Raw genomic sequence first — 20792 nt, 5'->3', positions numbered from 1 at the left:
CCGCCGCGTTTTCCCCAGCAAAGAAACTTGGGCCCGGTAGATTGGACACCATGACCAGCGCGCAGCAACCGATCGCCACCCCGTACGAGGATCTCCTCCGGGAGGTGCTGGAAACGGGTACGCCGAAGTCCGACCGCACGGGCACGGGAACGCGCAGCCTGTTCGGCCGACAGATTCGTTTTAACCTGGCCGATTCGTTCCCGCTCATTACGACCAAACGGGTGCACATGAAGTCGATCGCGGTCGAACTGCTCTGGTTCCTGCGCGGCGAGAGCAACGTCGAGTTCCTGCGCGAACACGGCGTGACGATCTGGGACGAGTGGGCAAACGAGCAGGGCGACCTGGGTCCCGTATACGGGGTGCAGTGGCGCTCGTGGCCGACGCCCGACGGTGCACACATCGACCAGATCTCGCAGGTCATCGACGAGATCACGCACAACCCGGACTCGCGACGCCTTATCGTTTCGGCCTGGAACGTGTCTGAGCTGTCGAAGATGGCGTTGGCCCCGTGCCACGCGTTCTTCCAGTTCTACGTCGCCGACGGCAAGCTTTCCTGCCAGCTGTATCAGCGCTCGGCGGACATGTTCCTCGGCGTCCCGTTCAACATTGCCTCGTACGCGCTGCTCACTCACATGGTCGCGGCGCAGACCGGGCTTGAGGTCGGCGAGTTCATTTGGACCGGCGGTGACTGCCACGTGTACGACAACCATGTCGAGCAGGTGGAGCGGCAGCTGTCTCGCGAGCCGTACGCTTACCCGAGGCTTGAGCTTGCGCCGCGCGACTCGATCTTCGACTACACCCTCGACGATATTTCAGTCATCGGGTATGAGCACCACCCCGGCATCAAAGCACCGGTCGCGGTCTAGGTCAGCGCGTTCGGCTCGTAGGAGCTGTTTCGCAGCGGAGGCGCCGAACGATCTCTGCTTGCTTCGTCGGAGGCGGCGAACGTGCGCTCGAACTGCAGTATGAACCGAAGGAGGCTCGACCGTGACTATCGGAATGATCTGGGCAGAGGCACGCGGCGGTGCGATCGGCAAGGACGGCGTGATGCCGTGGCACTTGCCGGAGGACCTCGCGCACTTCAAGCGCGTCACGCTCGGCGCGCCCGTACTGATGGGACGGCGCACCTGGTTTTCCCTTCCCGAGCGCTTCCGCCCGCTGCCGGGTCGACGCAATATCGTGATCTCGCGTGATCCCGGGCTCGTCGCAGAGGGAGCCGAGACCGCGACCGGGCTGGAGGCCGCGCTGTCGACGATTGCGCCCGGAGAACCCGTCTGGGTGATTGGCGGCGGCGAGCTGTATCGCTCAGCGCTTCCGATGGCGAGCGAGCTCGTCGTGACCAGGATCGGGCTCGACGTGCCCGATGCCGATACGTTCGCGCCCGAGATTGATGACGCCTGGGAACTCACGGATCCGGGGGAGTGGCTGGTCTCTGAGGCCGGTCTCGAGTACCGTTTTGAGCGTTACCATCGCCCAGGCTGAACGAGATGCACCGGCTGGTCGGGTAGCCTAGGGGAGTGACGACTTCCCCCAATCCTTTCGGCCAGGTGCTGGTCGCGCTCATCACCCCCTTCCACGCCGACGGCGAGGTCGACTGGGCGGCGACTGAGAAGCACATCGATGATTGCATTTCGCGTGGTGCCGATGGCATCGTGGTGACCGGCACCACCGGTGAGACTTCGACGCTGACCGACCCCGAGAAACTCAAGCTGGTCGAGGTGGCGAAGTCGGTTTCCGGCGGCCGCGCAAAGGTGATCACGGGCGGCGGCTCAAACGAGACGGCGCACGCGATCGAGCTCTACAAGGCCTCAGAGAAGGCCGGCGCTGACGGCGTCATGATCGTCACGCCCTACTACAACAAGCCCACCCAGGCGGGCCTGCTCACGCACTTCCGCATGATCGCGGACGCAACGGATCTCCCCGTCATCCTGTACGACATCCCGGGTCGCACCGGTGTGCCCATCAAGTACGAGACGATCCTGCGGCTCGCGAAGCACCCGAACATCATGGCGGTGAAGGACGCAAAGGGCGACTTCAGCGAGGTCAGCCGCGTGCTGAACCAGACTGACCTGCTCTACTTCTCGGGTGACGACGCCAATGTGTTGCCGCACCTCGCGATTGGCGCCTCCGGCCTGATCGGTGTCACCGCAAACGTCACCGCGGCTCCGTACCGCACCATCGTTGACGCAGTGAATCGCGGTGACCTGGACACGGCGAAGGCCGAGCACCAGCGCCTCGAGCCACTCGTGCGTGCCGTCATGACGCACGTGCCCGGTACGGTCGCAGCCAAGTACATCCTGCACGGCCTCGGCCGTATTGGAAGCCCCCGCGTCCGCCTGCCCCTCGTGGGGCCGGAGGAGTGGGAGGCCGCAATGATCGAGGACGAACTCGCCCTCGTAGGCGCCCTTGACGGCGTCGATCTCACGAACTTCCGCCCCGACCGCAATGCCGCCGCTGGCGGCGCATTGCCCAAGGTCGCGGGCACCACCCGCTAACCACAACCACAGGAGGCCCCGTGCCAAACGACCTGTACGCTCCTCCCGCTCTCAAGCCCGGTATCCTCCGGGTGACGCCGCTCGGCGGCCTCGGTGAGATCGGGCGGAACATGACCGTCTACGAAATTGACGGAAAACTGCTCATCGTCGACTGCGGCGTACTCTTCCCTGAAGAGCACCAGCCCGGCGTTGACCTGATCCTGCCCGACATGGCCATGCTCGAGTCGCGCCTGACGGACATCGTCGCGGTCGTGCTGACCCACGGCCACGAGGACCACATCGGCGGCGTGCCGTACCTGCTCAAGCGCCGCAGCGACATCCCGCTGGTGGGCTCGAAGCTCACTCTCGCGCTGATCACGGCAAAGCTCAAGGAGCACCGGATCAAGCCCGTCGTCGAGGTGGTCGACGAGGACGACATCCTCACCTTCGGCCCGTTCGAGCTCGAGTTCATCACGGTGAACCACTCGATCCCCGACGCGCTCGCAGTCGCGATTCGCACCTCGGCCGGCCTCGTGATTGGCACGGGCGACTTCAAGATGGATCAGCTGCCGCTCGACGGCCGCCTGACCGACCTTCGCGCCTTCGCTCGCCTGGGCGAAGAGGGCGTCGACCTCTTCATGACCGACTCGACCAACGCCGACGTCCCGGGCTTCACCCAGCCCGAGAAGGACATCGGACCCGTGCTTGCGCAGGTCATGTCCCGCGCGACCGGCAAGGTCGTCGTCGCGAGCTTCTCAAGCCACGTGCACCGCGTGCAGCAGGTCCTCGACGCCGCCGTGGCGAACGGCCGTCGCGTCGTGCTGCTCGGCCGTTCCATGGTGCGCAACATGGGCATCGCTGAGGAGCTCGGCTACCTCAAGGTTCCCGCCGGTGTGCTCGTCGACCTCAAGAAGAGCGGCGACATCCCCGACGACCGCATCGTCTACATGTCGACCGGTTCGCAGGGCGAGCCGATGGCCGTGCTCGCGCGCATGGTCAACCAGGAGCACCAGATCGAGGTGGGCAAGGGCGACACCGTCATCCTCGCCTCGAGCCTGATCCCCGGCAACGAGAACGCGGTGTACCGCATTATCGACGGCCTGATCAAGCTCGGCGCCGACGTTGTCCACAAGGGCAACGCCAAGGTGCACGTCTCGGGCCACGCCTCGGCGGGCGAGCTGCTTTACTGCTACAACATCGTCAAGCCGAAGAACGTCATGCCGATCCACGGCGAGTTCCGTCACCTGGTCGCGAACGCGAAGCTCGCGATCGAGACCGGCGTGCCGGCCAACCGCACGATCATCGCCGAGAACGGCACGATCGTCGACCTCGAGGGCGGCGTCGCTCGCCAGGTCGGGCAGATCGAGATCGGCTTCATCTACGTCGACGGCTCGACCGTCGGCCAGGTGACCGAGGCGGACCTCAAGGACCGCCGCGTGCTCGCCGAGGAGGGCTTTGTCTCGGTCATCACGGTCGTGGAGAAGGCATCCGGCAAGATCATCTCCGGCCCGGACATCCAGACCAAGGGTGTTGCCGAGAGCAACCGCGTCTTCAACGAGATCAAGCCCAAGCTTAAGAAGGAGCTCGAGGAAGCGATCGCGTCCGGTAAGTGGGACCAGCGGTCCCTGCAGCAGGTGATTCGTCGCACGATCGGCCGCTGGGTCGGCACCAAGCTGCGCCGCAAGGCAATGATTGTGCCCGTCGTAGTGGAGGTCTAGCAAGGTGGTGCTCGATACGGCCTCGCTGCGCATCGCCAGCGAGGCCGAGGCCGCTCGCTGGTCGGAACTCATTGCGGACACCCCCGGAGGCGGGGAAGTCTGGCAGACCCGCGAGTACGCCGCCGCCAAGGCGTTCCAGGGGTACCGGGAACGCCTGATCGTCGGGGACGATGGCTTCCCGGCCACCCTCGTGCTCGTCAAGCGCGTGCCACTGCTCGGTGAGCTCTGGTACGTGCCTGGCGGCCCCGCCGCGGAGGGTGCCGAGCGCACGATCGCGCAGTCCGCGCGGTTGGCCAAGTACGCGCGCTCGCAGGGGGCGTTCCTGCTCAAGATTGAGCCCCGCGTGCTGCGGACCGCGGAGTCGCTCGCCGCGTTCGCGCAGGCGGGATACCGCGCGAACGTGCGGATCCTGCCGAACGAGTCGACGGTGCTGCTCGACGTCTCGGGTGACGAGGCCGAGGTCATGGGCCGCTTTTCGTCAAGCACGCGCACGAAGATCCGCAAGGCCGACAAGACCGGCTTTGAGGCGCGTCGGGTCGAGACGACCGACGAGAACTGCCGCATCATGTACGCGCTGCTCGGCGAGACGGGCGACGGACGCTTCGCTCTTCGGCCGTACGAGTACTACCGCACGTTCTGGCAGACCTTCCAGGAGGCGGGTCGAGGACAGCTGGTGCTCGGCTACGCGGACGGCGTGGCGGTTGCCGGTATGTTCGGGATCGTCGCGGGCCACACGAGCTGCTACAAGGACGGCGCCTCGACGCGTGCAGGGGACCTGCCCAACGGCGCGATGAACCGCATGCAGTGGGAGCTGATCCTGTGGGGCCGAGAGCACGGCGCGACCGTGCACGACCTCTGCGGCGCCCCGCGCAGCGACCAAATGGACGATCGGGATCACCCGCTGTACGGAGTGGGGCAATACAAGCTGCGCTTCTCGAAGGACGTCACCGACTATGTTGGGGTGTTCGACTTGCCGCTTCGCGGGTTCGCGACGAAGGTGTGGGAGACGATTGGCGATCGCATCGCTCGTCGGGTCTCGCTCGCGCTCAAGCACGACTCGTACTATTAGGAGCTTCTCGTTGGGGGACGCCGGATGCAGTGCGCATACGGCCCCCGGCGGGGGTGAGTCTGTCGGCTGGTTGAGAAAGGTGGCTTTTCAGTGAGCAGCAGTATCCTGCGCGCGAGCGCCGTGATGGCGTCGGGGACGATGGTGTCTCGGATCCTCGGCCTCCTGAAGGTGATGCTGCTGGCGTATGCCATCGGCTCAACAGCCTCGGTATCCGCCGATGCGTTTGCCAACGGCAACCTCCTGCCGAACACGCTGTATGTCTTGCTCATGGGCGGCATGCTGAACGCTGTGCTCGTGCCCCAGATCGTGAAAGCCGCGCGCAACCCGGACGGAGGCAGCGGCTACATCAACAAGATCATGACCCTCGTCTCGGTCGCCCTGATCGTGGTGACCGTGATCGCGATGCTCGCCGCGCCGTTCCTGATCTCGCTGCTTGCGATGGATTGGCCGCCGGCGCAGCTCGCCCTGGCGACCGCATTCGCCTACTGGTGCTTGCCGCAGATTGTCTTCTACGGCCTGTACACCGTGCTCGGCGAGGTGCTGAATGCACGCAGCGTCTTTGGTCCGTATACCTGGGCGCCCGTCGTCAATAACATCATCGGCATCGCCGGCATTGTGGTCTTTATTGTCATGTTTGGCGCGGACGGAACGGGCGAACGCACGGCGTTGGACTGGACGCCGCTGTCGATCGGGGTGCTGGCGGGCACTGCGACGTTGGGTGTGCTGGGCCAGGCTGCGATCCTGATGTTCTCCTGGAACAAGGCCGGGATTCGCTATCGTCCAGATTTTGCCTGGAAGGGTGTGGGGCTGGGCCAGACTGCCCGTATCGCTGGCTGGAGCCTCGCCACCATCGTGGTCATGCAGCTCGGTGGCATCGTCACGAACCGCATCGTCTCGCTTGGCTCAGGTTCTGGCGTGTCCAACAGCGCCATGCAGAATGTCTGGCTGATCTTTATGATGCCGCACTCAGTAATCGCGGTGTCGCTCGCCACCGCCTACTTCACCCGGCTATCGGAGTGGGGTCAGGCAGGGCGCATGAAAGAGTTCCGCACCGATTTCTCGGCCTCTGTGCGGCAGATTTCGCTGGTGATGGTGCTCGCGGCCGCCGCAATCTTCGCGGCCGCGCCCTTCATCTCTCGGATCATCAACTTCGCTGCGACCGAGTGGCAGGTGATGCAGTTCTCGTACGCGCTGCAGGCCTACGTCATCAGCCTCGCTGCGTACAGCTTTCTGTTCGTGGTGCAGCGCGCCTTCTACGCGCTGTCCGATACGAAGACCCCGTTCTTCTTCACCACGGTGCAAATGGCGATCGTGGTGCTGCTGTCCTTGACCTTGCTTATGGCTCCACGAAATATGATCGGCATTCTGTTTGCCGCAATCTGGTCGTTTGCAACCATCGTGCAGGTGCTGCTTGCCGTCTGGCTGCTGCGCCGCCGCATTGAATCGATCGACGGGCGCCGCATTGTCCAGAGCCTCCTCAAATACGTGCTCGCCGCGATCCCGGCGCTCGGCCTCGGCCTGCTGGCGAGCTGGGGCGCGCAGACCCTCGTCCCCAACCCGAACGCACTGTTCGCCATTCTTTTCGCGATACTTGTCGCCGTCATCGTGAGCGCGGTCTACCTCGTCGCGCTCCGCCTGCTGCGTTCGCCGGAGCTCGCCGAGCTCACCGCGTTCGCCGCGCGCAAACTGGGAAGGACCCGCTCGTGAGCCTCACCGTAACCCCCGTCACCGATCCTGCAGCGTGGGACGCCATCGTCAAGGAGAATGGCGGCCACCCGCTGCAGCTGTGGGGCTGGGGCGAGCTGAAGTCCGCGCACCGGTGGAGCGCGGAGCGCGTGGTGGCGCGAAACGCACAGGGCGCCGTCGCGGGTGCCGCGCAGATGCTCACCCGCAAGCTCCCGAGCCCGTTCGGCGGCTTCGTCTACGCGCCCCGCGGTCCCGTGCTCGCTCGCGATGCCGAGGGCGTCAGGATCGACGCCGTCTCGCCAGGTGAGGTCGCGGACGCGATCGCGGAATACGTGCGCCGGACGCGCAAGGCAGTCGCGTTGTCGATCGAGCCCGATGAGGACGCCGGCACCTTCCCGCTCAACGCGGTGTGGCGCGAGGCCGCAACGCCCGTGCTGCCAGCGCGCACCCTCATTCTTGACCTCTCGCACAGCGAGGACGAGCTGCTGAGCGACATGTCCAAGAAGCATCGGCAGTACGTCCGGAAGTCCTCTCGCGAGGAGGCCCTCGAGATTCGCGCGGTCACCACCGCCGAACAGCTCGACGAGTGCCTCGAGGTGTACCGCGAGACGAGCGAGCGCGCCGACTTCGGACTGCACGAGGACTCCTACTACCACGACGCGTTCTCGCTGCTCGGCGACGACGCCCCGGTGTGGGCGAGCTATGTCGAGGGCAAGCCCGTGGCGTTCCTGTTCCTCGCGAAGAGCGGCCGCACGGCGTTCGAGCTCTATGGCGGCATGAACGAGACCGGCCAGCGCCTGCGGGCAAACTACGGGCTCAAGTGGCACGCCATCCGCGAGATGAAGCGCCTCGGCATCACCCGATACGACTTCGGCGGCCTGATCAACGACGGTGTCACGACGTTCAAGACGGGCTTCGCATCCCATGAGAACCTGCTCGCTGGTTCCTGGGATCGCCCCGGGCCCGGGTACTCCGTGTGGACGCACGGCCTGCCGCTCGTCAAAAAGGTCGTGCGCGGGCTTCGCCGGCGCTGATCCTGCCGCGCGGCCGGATATCCGACCACGCCGCGACCAAGGGGGCAGTCGTCGGTGGCGGCTTGTACCGTAGAGGTATGGCCAGCAAGACTTCGGCGCGCGGTACCGCGGGCAAATCCGGTGGTTCCGCCCGTGGCGGCACCTCCCGCTCCTCGGCATCGAAATCGACGGGGACGAAATCGACGAGATCGCCGGCGACGGCAAAGACTGTCGCGTTCGAACCTGAGCTCACCGAGTCCGGCGTCGTGCGCGCCTGGCAGGGTCTTGCGCACGCCGTCGGCGGTGTTGCCCGCGCCTTCCGCCTGGAGCCGATCGACCCTGCTGATCGCCGCGACGGGATCCCTCTTGCCCTCGTGCTGCTCGCGATCGCGGGCATGGTCGTCGAGTGGTTCTTGATCGGTAACCCCGTCGCGACCCAGCTCGACGCATGGACCTTCGGCGGGATTTTCGGGCGGGTGGCCTTCGGCCTACCGATCATCATGTTTGGCTTCGCGTTCTGGCTCTTCAACCACCCCTCGGGCGTGCATGACAACCGCCGCATCGCGATCGGCCTGAGCCTGGCGATCCTGTCGGTGTCGGGGCTCAGCCACGTCTTCGGCGGCCAGCCGAGCCCGCAGGACGGCATGCCCGCGCTTGCACAGGCCGGTGGCCTGGTCGGCTGGATGGTCGGCGCGCCTCTCGCGCTGCTCACGGTGTGGGTGGCCGCTCCGGTGCTCGCGATCATCACCGCGCTCTCGCTCCTCATCATCACCAAGACCCCACCGAGCCGGATCGGCGCCCGCATCGGTGAGGCCTACCGCTACCTGTTTGGCGCAGGGGAGCCCGTGGCGCCCGCCGAGGCTGATGCTGGGCGCCCCGGCCCCTCGACGACCCTCTTCGACATCGAGGACCAAGCGGGCGACGATGACGACGCCGGGGACGGCAAGAGCCTGCCGTGGTGGCGTCGAAACGCTTCCGGTCGCGAGGAAGATCCCGCGTACGCGGGCGATCGTGCCGCGCTCGCCGACGTGCTCGACGGCAAGGACGCCGCTGCAGACGCTGCCAGCCTGGCGCGTGCCCGCGCCTTCGACCAGGCCATCGTCGACGACGTAGACGATCAGACCCAGGCGACAGACTCCCTGGGATTCCCGGCCGGCCTGTTTGACGACCTCGCCCAGGCGGAGGCCGCCGCCGCGGGAGCGGGGCTGCACGGCTCCGGGCTCGGCGACGACGCCGTCACCGAGGTCTATGGCGACTTCGGCACAGCCGGTGATGCGGCGGTCGTAGCCACCCCAGCTTCCGCCCCGGTCGCCGTTCCTGCGCCGAGTTTCTCGGCGGCCCCGGCGCACGACCCCGCCGCTGGCGAGTACCACCTGCCCGATCAGAACACGCTTGCGGCGGGCGAACCCGCGAAGGCGCGCTCGGCCGCGAACGACGAGATTATGGCTGCCATCACCGAGGTGCTCGGCCAGTTCAAGGTCGACGCGCAGGTGACCGGTTTCTCGCGAGGCCCGACGGTCACTCAGTATGAGATCGAGCTCGGCCCGGGGGTCAAGGTGGAGCGTGTCACCGCGCTCTCCAAGAACCTGTCCTACGCGGTCGCCTCGAGCGAGGTCCGCATCCTCTCGCCGATTCCCGGGAAGAGCGCCATCGGCATCGAGATCCCGAACAAGGACCGCGAAAACGTCGTGCTCGGCGACGTGCTGCGCTCTGCGAAGGCGCAGCGGAGCACCCATCCGCTGACCATCGGCGTGGGCAAAGACGTCGAGGGCGGTTTCGTGGTCGCGAACCTTGCGAAGATGCCTCACCTGCTCGTCGCCGGTTCGACCGGCTCGGGTAAGTCGAGCTTCGTGAACTCGATGATCACGAGCATCCTGATGCGCTCCACGCCGGCCGAGGTGCGCATGGTGCTCGTCGACCCGAAGCGCGTCGAACTCACGATTTACCAGGGTGTGCCCCACCTCATCACCCCCATCATCACGAACCCGAAGAAGGCAGCCGAGGCGCTGCAGTGGGTCGTGAAAGAGATGGACATGCGTTACGACGACCTGGAGAGCTTCGGTTTCCGTCACGTCGACGACTTCAACGAGGCTGTGAAGAATGGCACCCTGAAGCTGCCCGAGGGCAGCCAGCGCGTGCTCAAGCCCTACCCCTACCTGCTCGTCGTGGTGGACGAGCTCGCCGACCTGATGTTGGTCGCCCCGCGCGACGTGGAAGAGTCCATCGTCCGGATCACGCAGCTCGCGCGCGCGGCAGGCATTCACCTCGTGCTCGCGACGCAACGCCCCTCCGTCGACGTCGTCACCGGCCTGATCAAAGCCAACGTGCCGAGCCGACTGGCCTTCGCGGTCGCCTCGGTTACCGACTCACGCGTCATCCTTGACCAGCCCGGCGCCGACAAGCTCATCGGGCAGGGAGACGGGCTCTTCCTGCCGATGGGCACCTCGCGGCCCGTCCGCGTGCAGGGCGCGTGGGTGCAGGAAGCCGAAATTCAGCGGGTCGTGGAGCACGTGAAGAAGCAGGCTCGACCCGAGTATCGTGCCGACGTCGCCCAGGTGGCCGAGAAGCGCGAGATCGACGCGGATATCGGGGACGACCTCGAGCTGCTGATGGCCGCTGCCGAGCTAGTGGTGAGCTCGCAGTTCGGCTCGACCTCGATGTTGCAGCGCAAGCTCCGCGTGGGCTTTGCCAAGGCCGGCCGCCTCATGGACCTCATGGAGTCGCGTGACATTGTCGGCCCCTCCGAGGGGTCGAAGGCGCGAGACGTCCTCATCACGCCCGACCAGCTCGCCGGGGTTCTCGCGGACATGCGGGGAGTAAAGCCTGCCGCACCCGCCGCTCCGGCTCCGGCGGCCGCTGCACAGCCGCTCGCGCCGCAAGGAGGATACGCTGATCCTGACCAGCAGGTCACCGCAGCGTTCGATCCGTATAACGACCCGATCGCGCGACACCAGGAGGGTCTCGAAGAAGTCGAGGCCGAACCCGACGAGGACGCCTGGGGCCTCACCGGGAGAGACTAGATATGACCGCGAAGCCCTCGAACTGGAACGCCCCCAACATCATCACGGCGGCGCGGATCGTTGCCACCCCGTTCTTCATCTGGATGCTGCTGGCCGACAACGGACAGCTGGGCGCCCTGCGCTGGGCGGCCGGGGCGTTCTTCGTGATCGCCATCGCGACCGACGCGTGGGACGGCTATCTCGCCCGTAAGCACCATCTCATCACCGACCTGGGCAAGCTCCTCGACCCGATCGCGGACAAGTTCCTAACGGGGGCGGCGCTGGTCGGCCTCTCGATCCTCGCGGAGCTGCCGTGGTGGGTCACCGCTATCGTGTTGATCCGCGAGATCGGAGTGACCGTGCAGCGGCTCTTCGAAGCGCACTCGGTCGTCGTGGCAGCCGCGTGGATGGGCAAGCTCAAGACGGTCGCCCAGTCGGTGGCCATCGCGTTCGCGCTGTTCCCGTTCGCCAGTCTCTTTGCTGCGGGCTCCTGGCCCGCCGTGACCTTCTGGGCCATCAACGTGGTCACCATGACGATCGCTGTCGTGCTCACCATCGCGAGCGGCATTGACTACGAGCTGGGGCGCCTGCGCGGACGAAACCCGAGCAAGTCGCCGGCTGCATGACTAAGCCCGCCGCGTCGACCGCGATCCTGCGGGCCACCGAGCTCGGGGTGCGCCTCGCCGTCGCGGAATCGCTGACCGGTGGTCTGCTCGCCGCCGCGCTGATCGAAGTTCCGGGCGCGTCGCTTGTCGTCTCGGGTGGCGTCGTCGCGTACGACTCCGCGCTGAAAGCAACCCTGCTCGGGGTGGACCGCGAGCTGCTGGCTCGTACCGGACCAGTCGATGCAGAAGTCGCGCGTCAGATGGCCGCCGGGGTGCGCCGGGCGTGCGCGGTCCCTGGACCGAAAGGCGAGCTGCTGTCCGCGGACGTCGGACTGGCGACGACCGGGGTCGCCGGCCCCGATGCTGACCCGCAGACCGGGGCTCCGGTGGGCACGGTTTGGGTGGGAGTGAGCTCAGCGCTGGGGGAGCGTGCGGTGGAGCTTCAGCTCGACGGCTCGCGGGCGGAGATTCGCGCGGCCACGGTAGCGGCCGCGCTGGCCGCGCTGGATCACGAACTCAGGGGCCTCACGCCATCGGGAGGACCGCGCGGGGGTAATGCTGAGCTCTTCTGACGCAGATTCAGCTCATGCTCAGGAATACCCCGGCGGATTCTGTGGTTACAGTCAGTGTCGCCCGAGGTGAAATGTCGGGTGAACCGAATAGGCTGATGGCAGGTATTCGGAGTACGGTAGAGAACCCGAACGATCCAAGATCGTTGTGAATGAGGAGGTTGCACATGGTGCTAGTGCGTCAGGAGATTGGCGATGTGCTGCGTGACTTCCGCCTGGAAAAGGGTCGCACCCTTCGTCAGGTCGCAGGTGAGGCGAGCGTTGCGCTCGGCTACCTGAGCGAAGTGGAGCGCGGCCAGAAGGAAGCTTCGAGCGAGATTCTCGCCGCGGTTGCCGACGCGCTCAATACTCCTCTTTCCGTGATCATGGGTGAGGTGAGCGGACGCCTCGCTCTGGTTGAGGGCCTGAGCGCCCAGCTGGGCGACCGTGTCCCCGATACGGTTCCCGCCGATCTCGTTTCTGGCTATGGCCGCGAGCTGATGGCGCGCCAGTAGCAGGTGAAGCTCAGTGAGTTCCGTCGCGCGATGGCGGAAGAGTTTGGCGAGGCGCACGCGGGAGTGCTCGCGCGCGACCACTGGCTCGCTCAGCTGGATGGAACGGTCGATGACGCGCTGACGCGTGGCGTCCGTCCCCGCGAAGCCTGGATTGCCCTGTGTGAGGACCTGCAAATCCCCGTCTCCCGCCGTCATGGCCGGGGCCTGGTCGACCCGCCCTCCTAACCCGTTTTTCTTGCGACACGCCGCGCGTTCTTCGAATATGTGTTCGATGGTTGCTATCGTCACTCACAGGTGAACCTGATTGCGACTTGTGCGCAGATTGCATTCTCCCGGCTCAATGTCGGTGGTGCGATCTAGCGTTACAGGCATCAGACACCAGCCTTGTTAGCACCACCTCGGTGCACGACAGTCGGTAGGCAGCAACCCGGTGGCTCAGCCGCCCGCAAGAATCGGAGACGCACTATGGCATCACCCAAGGATCGCGAGAAGTCCCTCGAATCGGCCCTCGCGCAGATCGATCGCCAGTTCGGCAAGGGCTCGGTGATGCGGCTCGGCAGCAACGAGCGGGCGCCCGTCGAGGTCATCTCCACCGGTTCGATCGCGCTGGACGTCGCGCTCGGCATTGGCGGGCTGCCGCGCGGCCGTGTCGTCGAGATCTACGGGCCCGAGTCTTCGGGCAAGACGACGCTGACGCTGCACGCAATTGCGAACGCGCAGCGCGCGGGTGGCATCGCGGCTTTCATTGACGCGGAGCACGCCCTCGACCCCGCCTACGCGCAGAAGCTTGGCGTCGACATCGACGCGCTTCTCGTTTCTCAGCCGGACACCGGTGAGCAGGCGCTTGAGATCGCCGACATGCTGATTCGATCCGGCTCGATCGATCTCATCGTGATTGACTCCGTCGCCGCGCTCGTGCCGAAGGCCGAGATCGAGGGCGAGATGGGTGACAGTCACGTCGGCCTCCAGGCCCGCCTCATGTCTCAGGCGCTGCGCAAGATTACGGGTGGCTTGAGCCAGACGAACACCACCATCATCTTCATTAACCAGCTGCGCGAGAAGATCGGCGTGATGTTTGGGAGCCCCGAGACGACCGCCGGTGGCAAGGCGCTGAAGTTCTATGCGTCGGTTCGCCTCGACATTCGTCGCATTCAGACGCTCAAGGACGGCACCGACGCAGTCGGTAACCGCACCCGCGTCAAGGTCGTCAAGAACAAGATGGCCCCGCCCTTCAAGCAGGCCGAGTTCGATATTCTCTACGGCACGGGCATCTCGCGCGAGGGCTCGCTGATCGACTACGGTGTCGAGCACGAGATCGTCAAGAAGAGTGGCTCGTGGTTCACCTACAACGGCGATCAGCTCGGTCAGGGCATGGAGAACGCTCGTCGTTTCCTGCTCTCGCACCCCGACACCGCGCAAGAGATCGAGGACAAGATCCTCGTCAAGCTCGGCGTCGGCCAGGTCGCCGTCGACGCGGCGAACGCCGCGGCCCTTGAAGCGGCGAAGGCCGCGAAGGCCGCTAAGACCGCTGGTGCGGGGGACACCCCGGTACGGATCGGCGCGTAGCCCGCGATGGTCGTTCGGTTTCTCCCGGTGCCGGATCGGGACGCACAGGCGAACCCCGATCCGGCGCCTGAGCGCGAGGGGCTCGCGGAGGTGGTCGAGTTGCGCAGCCGGTTGCTCGGCGCCGTCGCACGCACCGACGCCGAGCACTGGCCGGGCGACTCCGGTGGTGACGAGCCTCCGCGCAAGGAAGCCCGTCGTCGCTTGAGTGCAGTCCGGGCTCCCAGCGAGCGTCAGTCCAGTCGCCCCCGAGCGGTCACCGATGCGGGAGGCTCGGAGCAGATCTCCGCGCCGACCCGCACGGCGACCGAGGACGGGGTGCGGGTGCTCGCCCGCCGGGCTCGCTCGACCGGCGAGGTGAGGCGTGCTCTGCTCGACTTGGGGCACGACGAGTCCGAAGTGGAGGACGTTCTTGCTGAGTTCTCCCGCAGCGGCTACTTGGACGACGCAGACCTAGCGCGCGCCCTCACTTCTTCGCTCCGCGAGCGCAGCAAGGCGAGTCGTTCGCAGATTCGACGCAAGCTCATGGAACGATTGCTTCCCGACGTTGAGATCGAGGCAGCACTTTCGGCGTTGGACGCCGAGGACGAGGTCGCGCTCGTGCGGGAGGCCGCACTGCAGCGGGTCGGCCGCATGCGTGATCTCGACCGAGTGACAGCTGAGCGCCGTCTGCTCGGCTTCCTCGCCCGTCGCGGTTGGTCGGGCGAGTCCGCGCGCAGTGCCGTGAACGAGGCGCTTGAGTCCGTGGGTCTGCGCCGATAGCGCAGGGGCTCCGGTGGCGAGGAACGAGCCGCGTCCGTCGATAGAATGAGGGCTATGACGACCGCAACCGCAGCGCCTCAGATCTCGCCGTCGCCAGCAGCCGTGCGGGCGGACGGGAGTGCGCGCACCTACTACGTGCGCACCTTCGGCTGCCAGATGAACGTGCACGACTCCGAGCGGCTCTCGGGTTCGCTCGAGGCCGCCGGGTATGTTGCCTCGACGGATGGCTCCGACGCCGACGTGGTGGTCATTAATACCTGCGCGGTGCGCGAGAACGCCGACAACAAGCTCTACGGCAACCTGGGCCAGCTCGCGAGCGAGAAGCGCGAACGACCCGACGGAATGCAGATCGCGGTCGGCGGATGCCTGGCCCAGAAGGACCAGGGCGTCATCCTGAAAAAGGCGCCGTGGGTCGACGTCGTCTTCGGCACCCACAACATGGGTTCCCTCCCCGCCCTGCTCGAGCGGGCCCGCCACAACGCCGAGGCCCAGATCGAGATCCTCGAGTCGCTCGAGACTTTCCCCTCGACCCTGCCGACCAAGCGGGACTCCGCTGCGAGCGGCTGGGTCTCGATCTCAGTGGGGTGCAACAACACGTGCACGTTCTGCATCGTGCCGACCCTTCGCGGCAAGGAGAAGGATCGGCGCCCGGGCGAGATTCTTGCTGAGGTGCAGGCGCTCGTCGACGACGGGGCTATCGAGGTCACGCTGCTCGGGCAGAACGTCAACAGCTACGGCGTCGAGTTCGGCGATCGCTTCGCGTTCAGCAAGCTGTTGCGCGCAGTGGGGGCGATCGAGGGCCTGGAGCGAGTGCGATTCACGAGCCCCCACCCGGCGGCGTTCACGGACGACGTCATCGACGCGATGGCGGAGACTCCCAACGTCATGCCGCAGCTCCACATGCCCCTGCAGTCGGGCTCGGACGCGCTCCTCAAAGCGATGCGTCGCTCGTATCGCAGCAAGAAGTTCCTCGGCATCCTCGACCGCGTGCGCGAGCGCATGCCCGAGGCCGCCATCAGCACCGACATCATCGTGGGTTTCCCCGGCGAAACCGAGGCGGACTTCCTCGAGACCATGCGGGTCGTCGAGGCTTCGCGGTTCGCGACGGCTTTCACTTACCAATACTCCATTCGCCCCGGCACCCCAGCGGCCACCATGGCCGACCAAGTGCCGAAAGCAGTCGTGCAGGAGCGGTATGTGCGCCTTGCTGAGCTGCAGGAGCGCATTTCGCACGAGGAGAACCAGGCCCAGATCGGCCGCGAGGTGCACGTGCTCGTGGCCGCCGGAGAGGGACGCAAAGACGAGCAGACGCATCGTCTGTCGGGGCGCGCGGAAGACTCGCGGCTCGTGCACTTCGAGGTGCCGGTCGGCGCAGAGGTGCCGCGCCCGGGTGACGTGGTCACGGTGCTGATTTCGGGCGCCGCGCCGCACTTCCTCATCGCCGACCACGCGCCGGCCGGGCCGTACGCCGTTCGGCGTACCCGCGCCGGTGACGCTTGGGACCGCCGGCAGGCCGACAGCTGCGGCGCACCCGCACCCACGGCACCCGGAGAACGGCGCCCCGTGAGCCTCGGGCTCCCGGTCCGCCGGGCATGACCGCTCGCACGCCCCCGCCGCTCATCGCGGTGGTCGGTGCGACAGGCACGGGCAAAAGCGCGCTCGCGCTGGCGCTTGCCGAGGCACTTGCCGACGCGGAGGCGCTCGGCGCTGAGGTCATCAACGCCGACGCCATGCAGCTCTACCGCGGCATGGACATCGGCACCGCGAAGCTTCCCGTGAGCGAGCGCCGGGGCATCCCGCACCACCTCTTCGACGTGCTGCAGGTGCGAGAGGAAGCGACGGTCGCCGCGTACCAGCCGGCAGCCCGCGCCGCAGCCGACGAGATCGGGGAGCGCGGAAACGTGCCGATCCTGGTGGGCGGGAGCGGCCTCTACGTGAACTCAGCCCTGTACGACTTCCGTTTTCCGGGCGCGGACCCCGTGGTGCGCGCCCGACTCGAGGCTGACCTCATCGAGCGCGGACTCCGCGCGCTGGTCGACCGCTTGCGCGCGCTCGATCCCGCTGCGGAAACGACCGTCGACCTGCAGAACTCCCGCCGCGTCGTGCGCGCGCTCGAGGTGCTGGAAGTGACCGGGCATCCGATCGCCGAATCCTTGCCCGAGGCGCCCGTGCCATTGCGGCCGAGTCTCGTGGTCGGCGTGCACGAGGAGCGCCCGGTGCTCGTCGAGCGGCTCGACCGCCGCGTCGACGCGATGTGGGCCGAGGGACTGCTCGACGAGGCGCAGGCGCTTGCCGCCGAGGGGCTCGCAGCGGGCCCGACCGCATCGCGCGCGATCGGCTATGCGCAGGCGCTCGCACAATTGAACGGTGAGCTCAGCGAGGCGGAGGCCATCGCCTCGACGCAGGCGCTCACCCGCCGCTACGCGCGTCGCCAGGTGAGCTGGTTCAAGCGGCTCCCCGACGTGCACTGGGTGTCGAGCGCCGAAAGCTCCGACCCTGAGGTGATGCGTCGGCTGCTGGAGGCGTGGGCTGAGCTCCGCGCGGCCTAGAATTGGGGGATGACTACCCTCGCGTTCACCAAGGGCCACGGCACCGGCAACGACTTCGTGCTCGTCACCGACCCAGAGGGCGAGCTGAGCCTCAGCCCCGAGCAGATCTCCTGGCTCTGCGACCGGCACTTCGGGGTGGGGGCAGACGGGTTCATTCGCGCCGTGCGCTCGCGGGCGATTCCCGAGGGCGCGGCGGTGCTGGCGGAGGAGCCGGACGCCGAGTGGTTCATGGACTATTGGAACGCGGACGGCACGCCTGCCGAAATGTGCGGCAACGGGGTGCGGGTGTACGCGCACTACCTGATCTCGGAGGGCCTGGTCGCGCCCGAGCGCCGCGACACACTGCCGATCGGCACCCGCGCGGGCGTCAAGGACGTCCTGGTGGGCGCCTCCGGCTACACGGTCGACCTTGGTCGCTGGAGGCTCGCGCCGGAGCGCCTCGTCGCCGCACGGGGCCTCGAAGTCGCCCGACCGGGCCTCGGCATCGACCTCGGCAACCCCCACGTCGTCACGGCGCTCGCACACGAGGGCGAGCTGGATGCGATTGATCTCGGCGTGGCCCCCGTGCTTGATCCGACGCCCGAGAATGGCGCGAACGTTGAATTTGTCGTCGCGGAAGAGCCGCTCGTGAGCAACGGTGTCGCGCGCATCAAGATGCGCGTGCACGAGCGCGGGGTCGGCGAGACCCTCTCGTGCGGCACCGGGACTGCGGCGGCCGCGCTTGCCTTCCGGCACTGGGGCGGCGAGGGCATGCCCAACAGCTGGAGTGTCGAGATTCCCGGCGGGCGCCTCGCGGTGCGCATGTTCCCCACGGAAGAGGGGGAGCACGTCTCGCTGTCGGGCCCCGCAGAGCTCGTGTACCGCGGCGAGATTCAGCTGCCTGCGCTCTAGCGCGCGGCGGACGGGCAGCAGGATCCTGCCTGAGTGCAGTGGTCCCGTGAACGGGCGAGTTTGGTAGGCTCTGGCAGACCAATTTTCCCGACGATGGGCGCCGCGATGGACACCTTTCCCCAGATCACGATCGACCGCGGCGCGGAGATCTCCCTGACGGAGCAATTGCTGCGCGGGCTGCGCTCGGCGATCGCCGCGGGGCACATGCGGCCGGGGGAGCCAGTGCCCGCCAGTCGCGCGTTTGCCGAACGGCTCGGCGTCTCACGCTCGGTCGTCGTCGGTGCCTACGAGCAGCTCGTGGGCGAGGCGTTCCTCGAGAGCCGGCAGGGGGCGGGCACCCGAGTTTCGGCGACGCTGCCGAGCTGGGTGGTGGACACAGCGCTTCCGGCTAGCCTTCCGCCCCGCGCGCCCGAGCGGGCGAGCGTGCCATCGACCCGTCCAATCGACCTGACGGCGGGCCGACCGTTCGCCCCGCTCGAAGCGCCGCGGGCGTGGGTGCGTGCGCTGTCGCGCGCCGCGCGGGTGCCCTGGAGTTCGGACTCGGTCGATCCGCTCGGCGACCCGCACCTCCGCGAGGCATTCGCGACGCACGCTCGAGTGTCGCGGGGGCTGGCTTGCGCTGCGGACGACGTGGTCGTCACGTCCGGGACGTCCGAAGCCCTGCTGCTGGTGGGGCTCGCGATGCGCGAAGCGCGCGGCGGGGCGTCGTCCCGCATCGCCGTGGAAGATCCCGGGTATCCCGAGGGTGCCGCGGCGCTGTCGCGTGCCGGGGCGGAGCTCTTCCCGCTGCCGGTCGGGGTCGATGGCACCTCCGTGCGCGACCTCGCCGAGCTGCACCGGCGCGTCCGCCTCGACGCGGTGATGCTCACGCCGAGCCATCAGTACCCGCTGGGGGGCAGGATCCCGGCGGACGAGCGGCTGGCGCTGATCGACTGGGCGCACCGGCACGACGTCACCATCATCGAGGACGACTACGACAGCGAGTTTCGGCATGCGGGGGCCGCGCTGCCCGCCATGGCGTCGCTTGACCCGCACGGCATCACCGTCTACATCGCGACCCTCAACAAGGTGCTGTCGCCGTCGCTGCGCTGCGGAATGATTGTGCTTCCCAGGGCCTCGGGCGCGCTGCGTGAGGCGATCGCCGGCACACGCATTGTCGCGGGGGCGAGCGTGTCCGCACACACCCAGATCGCACTGGCTGACTACCTGTCGAACGGCGACTTCAAGCGCACGGTGGCGCGGAACAAGCGCGAATACCGGCACCGCCGAGACCTCGTCTTGCGCGTGCTCGGTGCCGGCGGCATTCCCGTGGCGGGCGCGGAGGGCGGGCTCCACGTCGTCGTCCCCTTGCCTCGCGAGCTTGACGCCGGAGCGCTGGTGCGCGAACTGGCGGAGCGGGGAGTGCGGCTGGAGAGTCTGGGCGGGTTCTCCTCCGGCAATCCAGGAGCGAACGGGCTTGTCATTGGGTACGGAGCGGAGTCGATCCCGCGCCTCACGGCGGGCCTCGAGGCCGTCCGCGCAGTCTGCGCGGCCAGGCTGGATCCGGTGCCGCAGCAGAGCTGAGCGGTTCGTCAGAATTGGTCCGGTGGTATCGACTCGTTCTGGCATGTTGCGGGGGACCGCCTTCGGCCACTCTGGGTGGGCAGGGCTTTCTCTGCGCGCACAGATATGAACAGGAACACGTCATGACCCAGGCACCCTCAAGCCCGAACCTGCAGCCGCAACGGATGCCGGAACTGATGAGCCGCGACCGCGGCGCGCTGGACCAGCTCCTCTCAGATACGGTGCTCGCCCACGTCGGGCTGAGCGTCGACGGGCGACCCATGGTGATGCCGACGGCGTTCGCGGTCCAGGACGACAAGCTCCTCATCCACGGCTCGACCGGCTCTCGCTGGATGCGCGCGGTCCAGGAGCAAGACGCGTGCGTTACCATCACGCGCCTCAACGGCGTGCTTGTGGCCCGTTCGATGTTCGAGTCCTCGATTCACTACCAGAGCGCGGTGTTCTTCGGCCGTTTCACGCGGGTGGAGCCCGAGCGCCTGGACGCGGCGCTCGTGCAGCTCACAGACCGGATCCTGCCCGGCCGGTCCGAAGAACTGCGCGGCAATTCGCGCAAAGAGCTCGCCGCCACGCTGCTGCTTGAAATGCCGATCACGGACTGGTCGCTGCGCATCTCGGACGGCTGGGCCGAGGACGACGATCGTGACGTCGCGGGGGACGCCTGGGGCGGGGTCATCCGGCTCGCGCCGCAGCGTGCGACGGCTGAGGCTGCGCCTGACCTGCGCGCGGGCATCGCGGTGCCGCCCTCAGTGGCGGCATTCGTCGGAAACCCGCGCGGAATCGTCTAGCGGGCCGCGCCCTCGGGGGAGCCTGGCAGAATAGGGGTGACCTCGAGGGAAA

19 protein-coding genes are annotated in these 20792 nt (G+C 67.2%); all 19 read left to right on the top strand.

Going from position 1 to position 20792, the window contains the following annotated elements:
* The first annotated feature begins 50 nt into the window (after positions 1 to 50).
* The 19 genes from KOE53_RS02890 to KOE53_RS02800 all read left to right on the top strand — a co-directional run bounded on the left by KOE53_RS02890 (position 51) and on the right by KOE53_RS02800 (position 20740).
* Positions 51 to 866 carry a thymidylate synthase gene (locus KOE53_RS02890; RefSeq protein WP_188044076.1) on the top strand — a complete coding sequence of 272 codons (816 nt, stop codon included), beginning with the start codon at positions 51 to 53 and terminating at the stop codon, positions 864 to 866.
* Between the two features lie 133 nt (positions 867 to 999).
* Positions 1000 to 1482, top strand: a complete 483-nt coding sequence (locus KOE53_RS02885) for a dihydrofolate reductase (protein WP_188057334.1) — start codon at positions 1000 to 1002, stop codon at positions 1480 to 1482.
* Positions 1483 to 1517: 35 nt separating this feature from the next.
* Complete coding sequence (gene dapA, locus KOE53_RS02880; protein WP_188044075.1) at positions 1518 to 2495, top strand: 4-hydroxy-tetrahydrodipicolinate synthase; 978 nt, start codon at positions 1518 to 1520, stop codon at positions 2493 to 2495.
* A gap of 20 nt (positions 2496 to 2515) precedes the next feature.
* The gene (locus KOE53_RS02875) at positions 2516 to 4192 is read left to right on the top strand and encodes a ribonuclease J (protein WP_188044074.1); all 1677 of its coding nucleotides are present in this window, start codon (positions 2516 to 2518) and stop codon (positions 4190 to 4192) included.
* A 4-nt stretch (positions 4193 to 4196) separates the two neighbouring features.
* Entirely contained in the window at positions 4197 to 5261 is a 1065-nt protein-coding gene (locus KOE53_RS02870; RefSeq protein ID WP_188057277.1) for a lipid II:glycine glycyltransferase FemX, read from the top strand.
* A gap of 90 nt (positions 5262 to 5351) precedes the next feature.
* Positions 5352 to 6968 (top strand): murein biosynthesis integral membrane protein MurJ, encoded by a 1617-nt coding sequence (murJ, locus tag KOE53_RS02865; RefSeq protein WP_188057276.1) that lies wholly within the window; start codon positions 5352 to 5354, stop codon positions 6966 to 6968.
* Positions 6965 to 7981, top strand: a complete 1017-nt coding sequence (locus KOE53_RS02860; RefSeq protein ID WP_188057275.1) for a lipid II:glycine glycyltransferase FemX — start codon at positions 6965 to 6967, stop codon at positions 7979 to 7981. Before murJ ends, KOE53_RS02860 begins: the two co-directional genes overlap by 4 nt.
* 77 nt (positions 7982 to 8058) lie before the next feature.
* Positions 8059 to 10980 carry an FtsK/SpoIIIE family DNA translocase gene (locus tag KOE53_RS02855; RefSeq protein ID WP_188057274.1) on the top strand — a complete coding sequence of 974 codons (2922 nt, stop codon included), beginning with the start codon at positions 8059 to 8061 and terminating at the stop codon, positions 10978 to 10980.
* 2 nt (positions 10981 to 10982) lie between these two features.
* On the top strand, positions 10983 to 11585 hold the full coding sequence (pgsA, locus tag KOE53_RS02850; protein ID WP_188057273.1) for a CDP-diacylglycerol--glycerol-3-phosphate 3-phosphatidyltransferase: 603 nt from the start codon (positions 10983 to 10985) through the stop codon (positions 11583 to 11585).
* Complete coding sequence (locus tag KOE53_RS02845) at positions 11582 to 12136, top strand: CinA family protein (RefSeq protein ID WP_188057272.1); 555 nt, start codon at positions 11582 to 11584, stop codon at positions 12134 to 12136. Before pgsA ends, KOE53_RS02845 begins: the two co-directional genes overlap by 4 nt.
* A 164-nt stretch (positions 12137 to 12300) precedes the next feature.
* Positions 12301 to 12627 (top strand): helix-turn-helix domain-containing protein, encoded by a 327-nt coding sequence (locus tag KOE53_RS02840; RefSeq protein WP_188044064.1) that lies wholly within the window; start codon positions 12301 to 12303, stop codon positions 12625 to 12627.
* Between the two features lie 3 nt (positions 12628 to 12630).
* On the top strand, positions 12631 to 12852 hold the full coding sequence (locus KOE53_RS02835) for a DUF3046 domain-containing protein (RefSeq protein WP_188044062.1): 222 nt from the start codon (positions 12631 to 12633) through the stop codon (positions 12850 to 12852).
* Between the two features lie 240 nt (positions 12853 to 13092).
* On the top strand, positions 13093 to 14193 hold the full coding sequence (gene recA / locus KOE53_RS02830; RefSeq protein ID WP_188044060.1) for a recombinase RecA: 1101 nt from the start codon (positions 13093 to 13095) through the stop codon (positions 14191 to 14193).
* A 6-nt stretch (positions 14194 to 14199) separates the two neighbouring features.
* Positions 14200 to 14952, top strand: a complete 753-nt coding sequence (locus tag KOE53_RS02825; RefSeq protein WP_188057271.1) for a regulatory protein RecX — start codon at positions 14200 to 14202, stop codon at positions 14950 to 14952.
* 54 nt (positions 14953 to 15006) lie between these two features.
* Entirely contained in the window at positions 15007 to 16548 is a 1542-nt protein-coding gene (gene miaB / locus KOE53_RS02820) for a tRNA (N6-isopentenyl adenosine(37)-C2)-methylthiotransferase MiaB (RefSeq protein ID WP_188044058.1), read from the top strand.
* Positions 16545 to 17501, top strand: coding sequence for a tRNA (adenosine(37)-N6)-dimethylallyltransferase MiaA (gene miaA / locus KOE53_RS02815; RefSeq protein WP_188044057.1), 957 nt, complete (start codon positions 16545 to 16547; stop codon positions 17499 to 17501). Before miaB ends, miaA begins: the two co-directional genes overlap by 4 nt.
* A gap of 9 nt (positions 17502 to 17510) precedes the next feature.
* Positions 17511 to 18392: a diaminopimelate epimerase gene (gene dapF, locus KOE53_RS02810; protein ID WP_188057270.1), complete on the top strand. Its 882-nt coding sequence runs from the start codon at positions 17511 to 17513 to the stop codon at positions 18390 to 18392.
* A 105-nt stretch (positions 18393 to 18497) separates the two neighbouring features.
* Positions 18498 to 19955 carry a MocR-like pyridoxine biosynthesis transcription factor PdxR gene (gene pdxR, locus KOE53_RS02805; RefSeq protein WP_188057269.1) on the top strand — a complete coding sequence of 486 codons (1458 nt, stop codon included), beginning with the start codon at positions 18498 to 18500 and terminating at the stop codon, positions 19953 to 19955.
* 122 nt (positions 19956 to 20077) lie between these two features.
* Complete coding sequence (locus KOE53_RS02800) at positions 20078 to 20740, top strand: pyridoxamine 5'-phosphate oxidase family protein (protein ID WP_241095383.1); 663 nt, start codon at positions 20078 to 20080, stop codon at positions 20738 to 20740.
* Positions 20741 to 20792: the final 52 nt, after the last annotated feature.

It is taken from the genome of Leucobacter sp. CX87, from assembly GCF_018682295.1.
Classification (GTDB): domain Bacteria; phylum Actinomycetota; class Actinomycetes; order Actinomycetales; family Microbacteriaceae; genus Cx-87.
This window is presented reverse-complemented; position numbering and strand designations above follow the sequence as displayed.

Coding starts and splice junctions, on each gene's coding strand:
- KOE53_RS02890 (WP_188044076.1), top strand. CDS start 51: ATGACCAGCGCGCAGCAACCGATCGCCACCCCGTACGAGGATCTCCTC.
- KOE53_RS02885 (WP_188057334.1), top strand. CDS start 1,000: ATGATCTGGGCAGAGGCACGCGGCGGTGCGATCGGCAAGGACGGCGTG.
- KOE53_RS02855 (WP_188057274.1), top strand. CDS start 8,059: ATGGCCAGCAAGACTTCGGCGCGCGGTACCGCGGGCAAATCCGGTGGT.
- pgsA (WP_188057273.1), top strand. CDS start 10,983: ATGACCGCGAAGCCCTCGAACTGGAACGCCCCCAACATCATCACGGCG.
- KOE53_RS02845 (WP_188057272.1), top strand. CDS start 11,582: ATGACTAAGCCCGCCGCGTCGACCGCGATCCTGCGGGCCACCGAGCTC.
- KOE53_RS02840 (WP_188044064.1), top strand. CDS start 12,301: ATGGTGCTAGTGCGTCAGGAGATTGGCGATGTGCTGCGTGACTTCCGC.
- recA (WP_188044060.1), top strand. CDS start 13,093: ATGGCATCACCCAAGGATCGCGAGAAGTCCCTCGAATCGGCCCTCGCG.
- KOE53_RS02825 (WP_188057271.1), top strand. CDS start 14,200: ATGGTCGTTCGGTTTCTCCCGGTGCCGGATCGGGACGCACAGGCGAAC.
- miaB (WP_188044058.1), top strand. CDS start 15,007: ATGACGACCGCAACCGCAGCGCCTCAGATCTCGCCGTCGCCAGCAGCC.
- miaA (WP_188044057.1), top strand. CDS start 16,545: ATGACCGCTCGCACGCCCCCGCCGCTCATCGCGGTGGTCGGTGCGACA.
- dapF (WP_188057270.1), top strand. CDS start 17,511: ATGACTACCCTCGCGTTCACCAAGGGCCACGGCACCGGCAACGACTTC.
- pdxR (WP_188057269.1), top strand. CDS start 18,498: ATGGACACCTTTCCCCAGATCACGATCGACCGCGGCGCGGAGATCTCC.
- KOE53_RS02800 (WP_241095383.1), top strand. CDS start 20,078: ATGACCCAGGCACCCTCAAGCCCGAACCTGCAGCCGCAACGGATGCCG.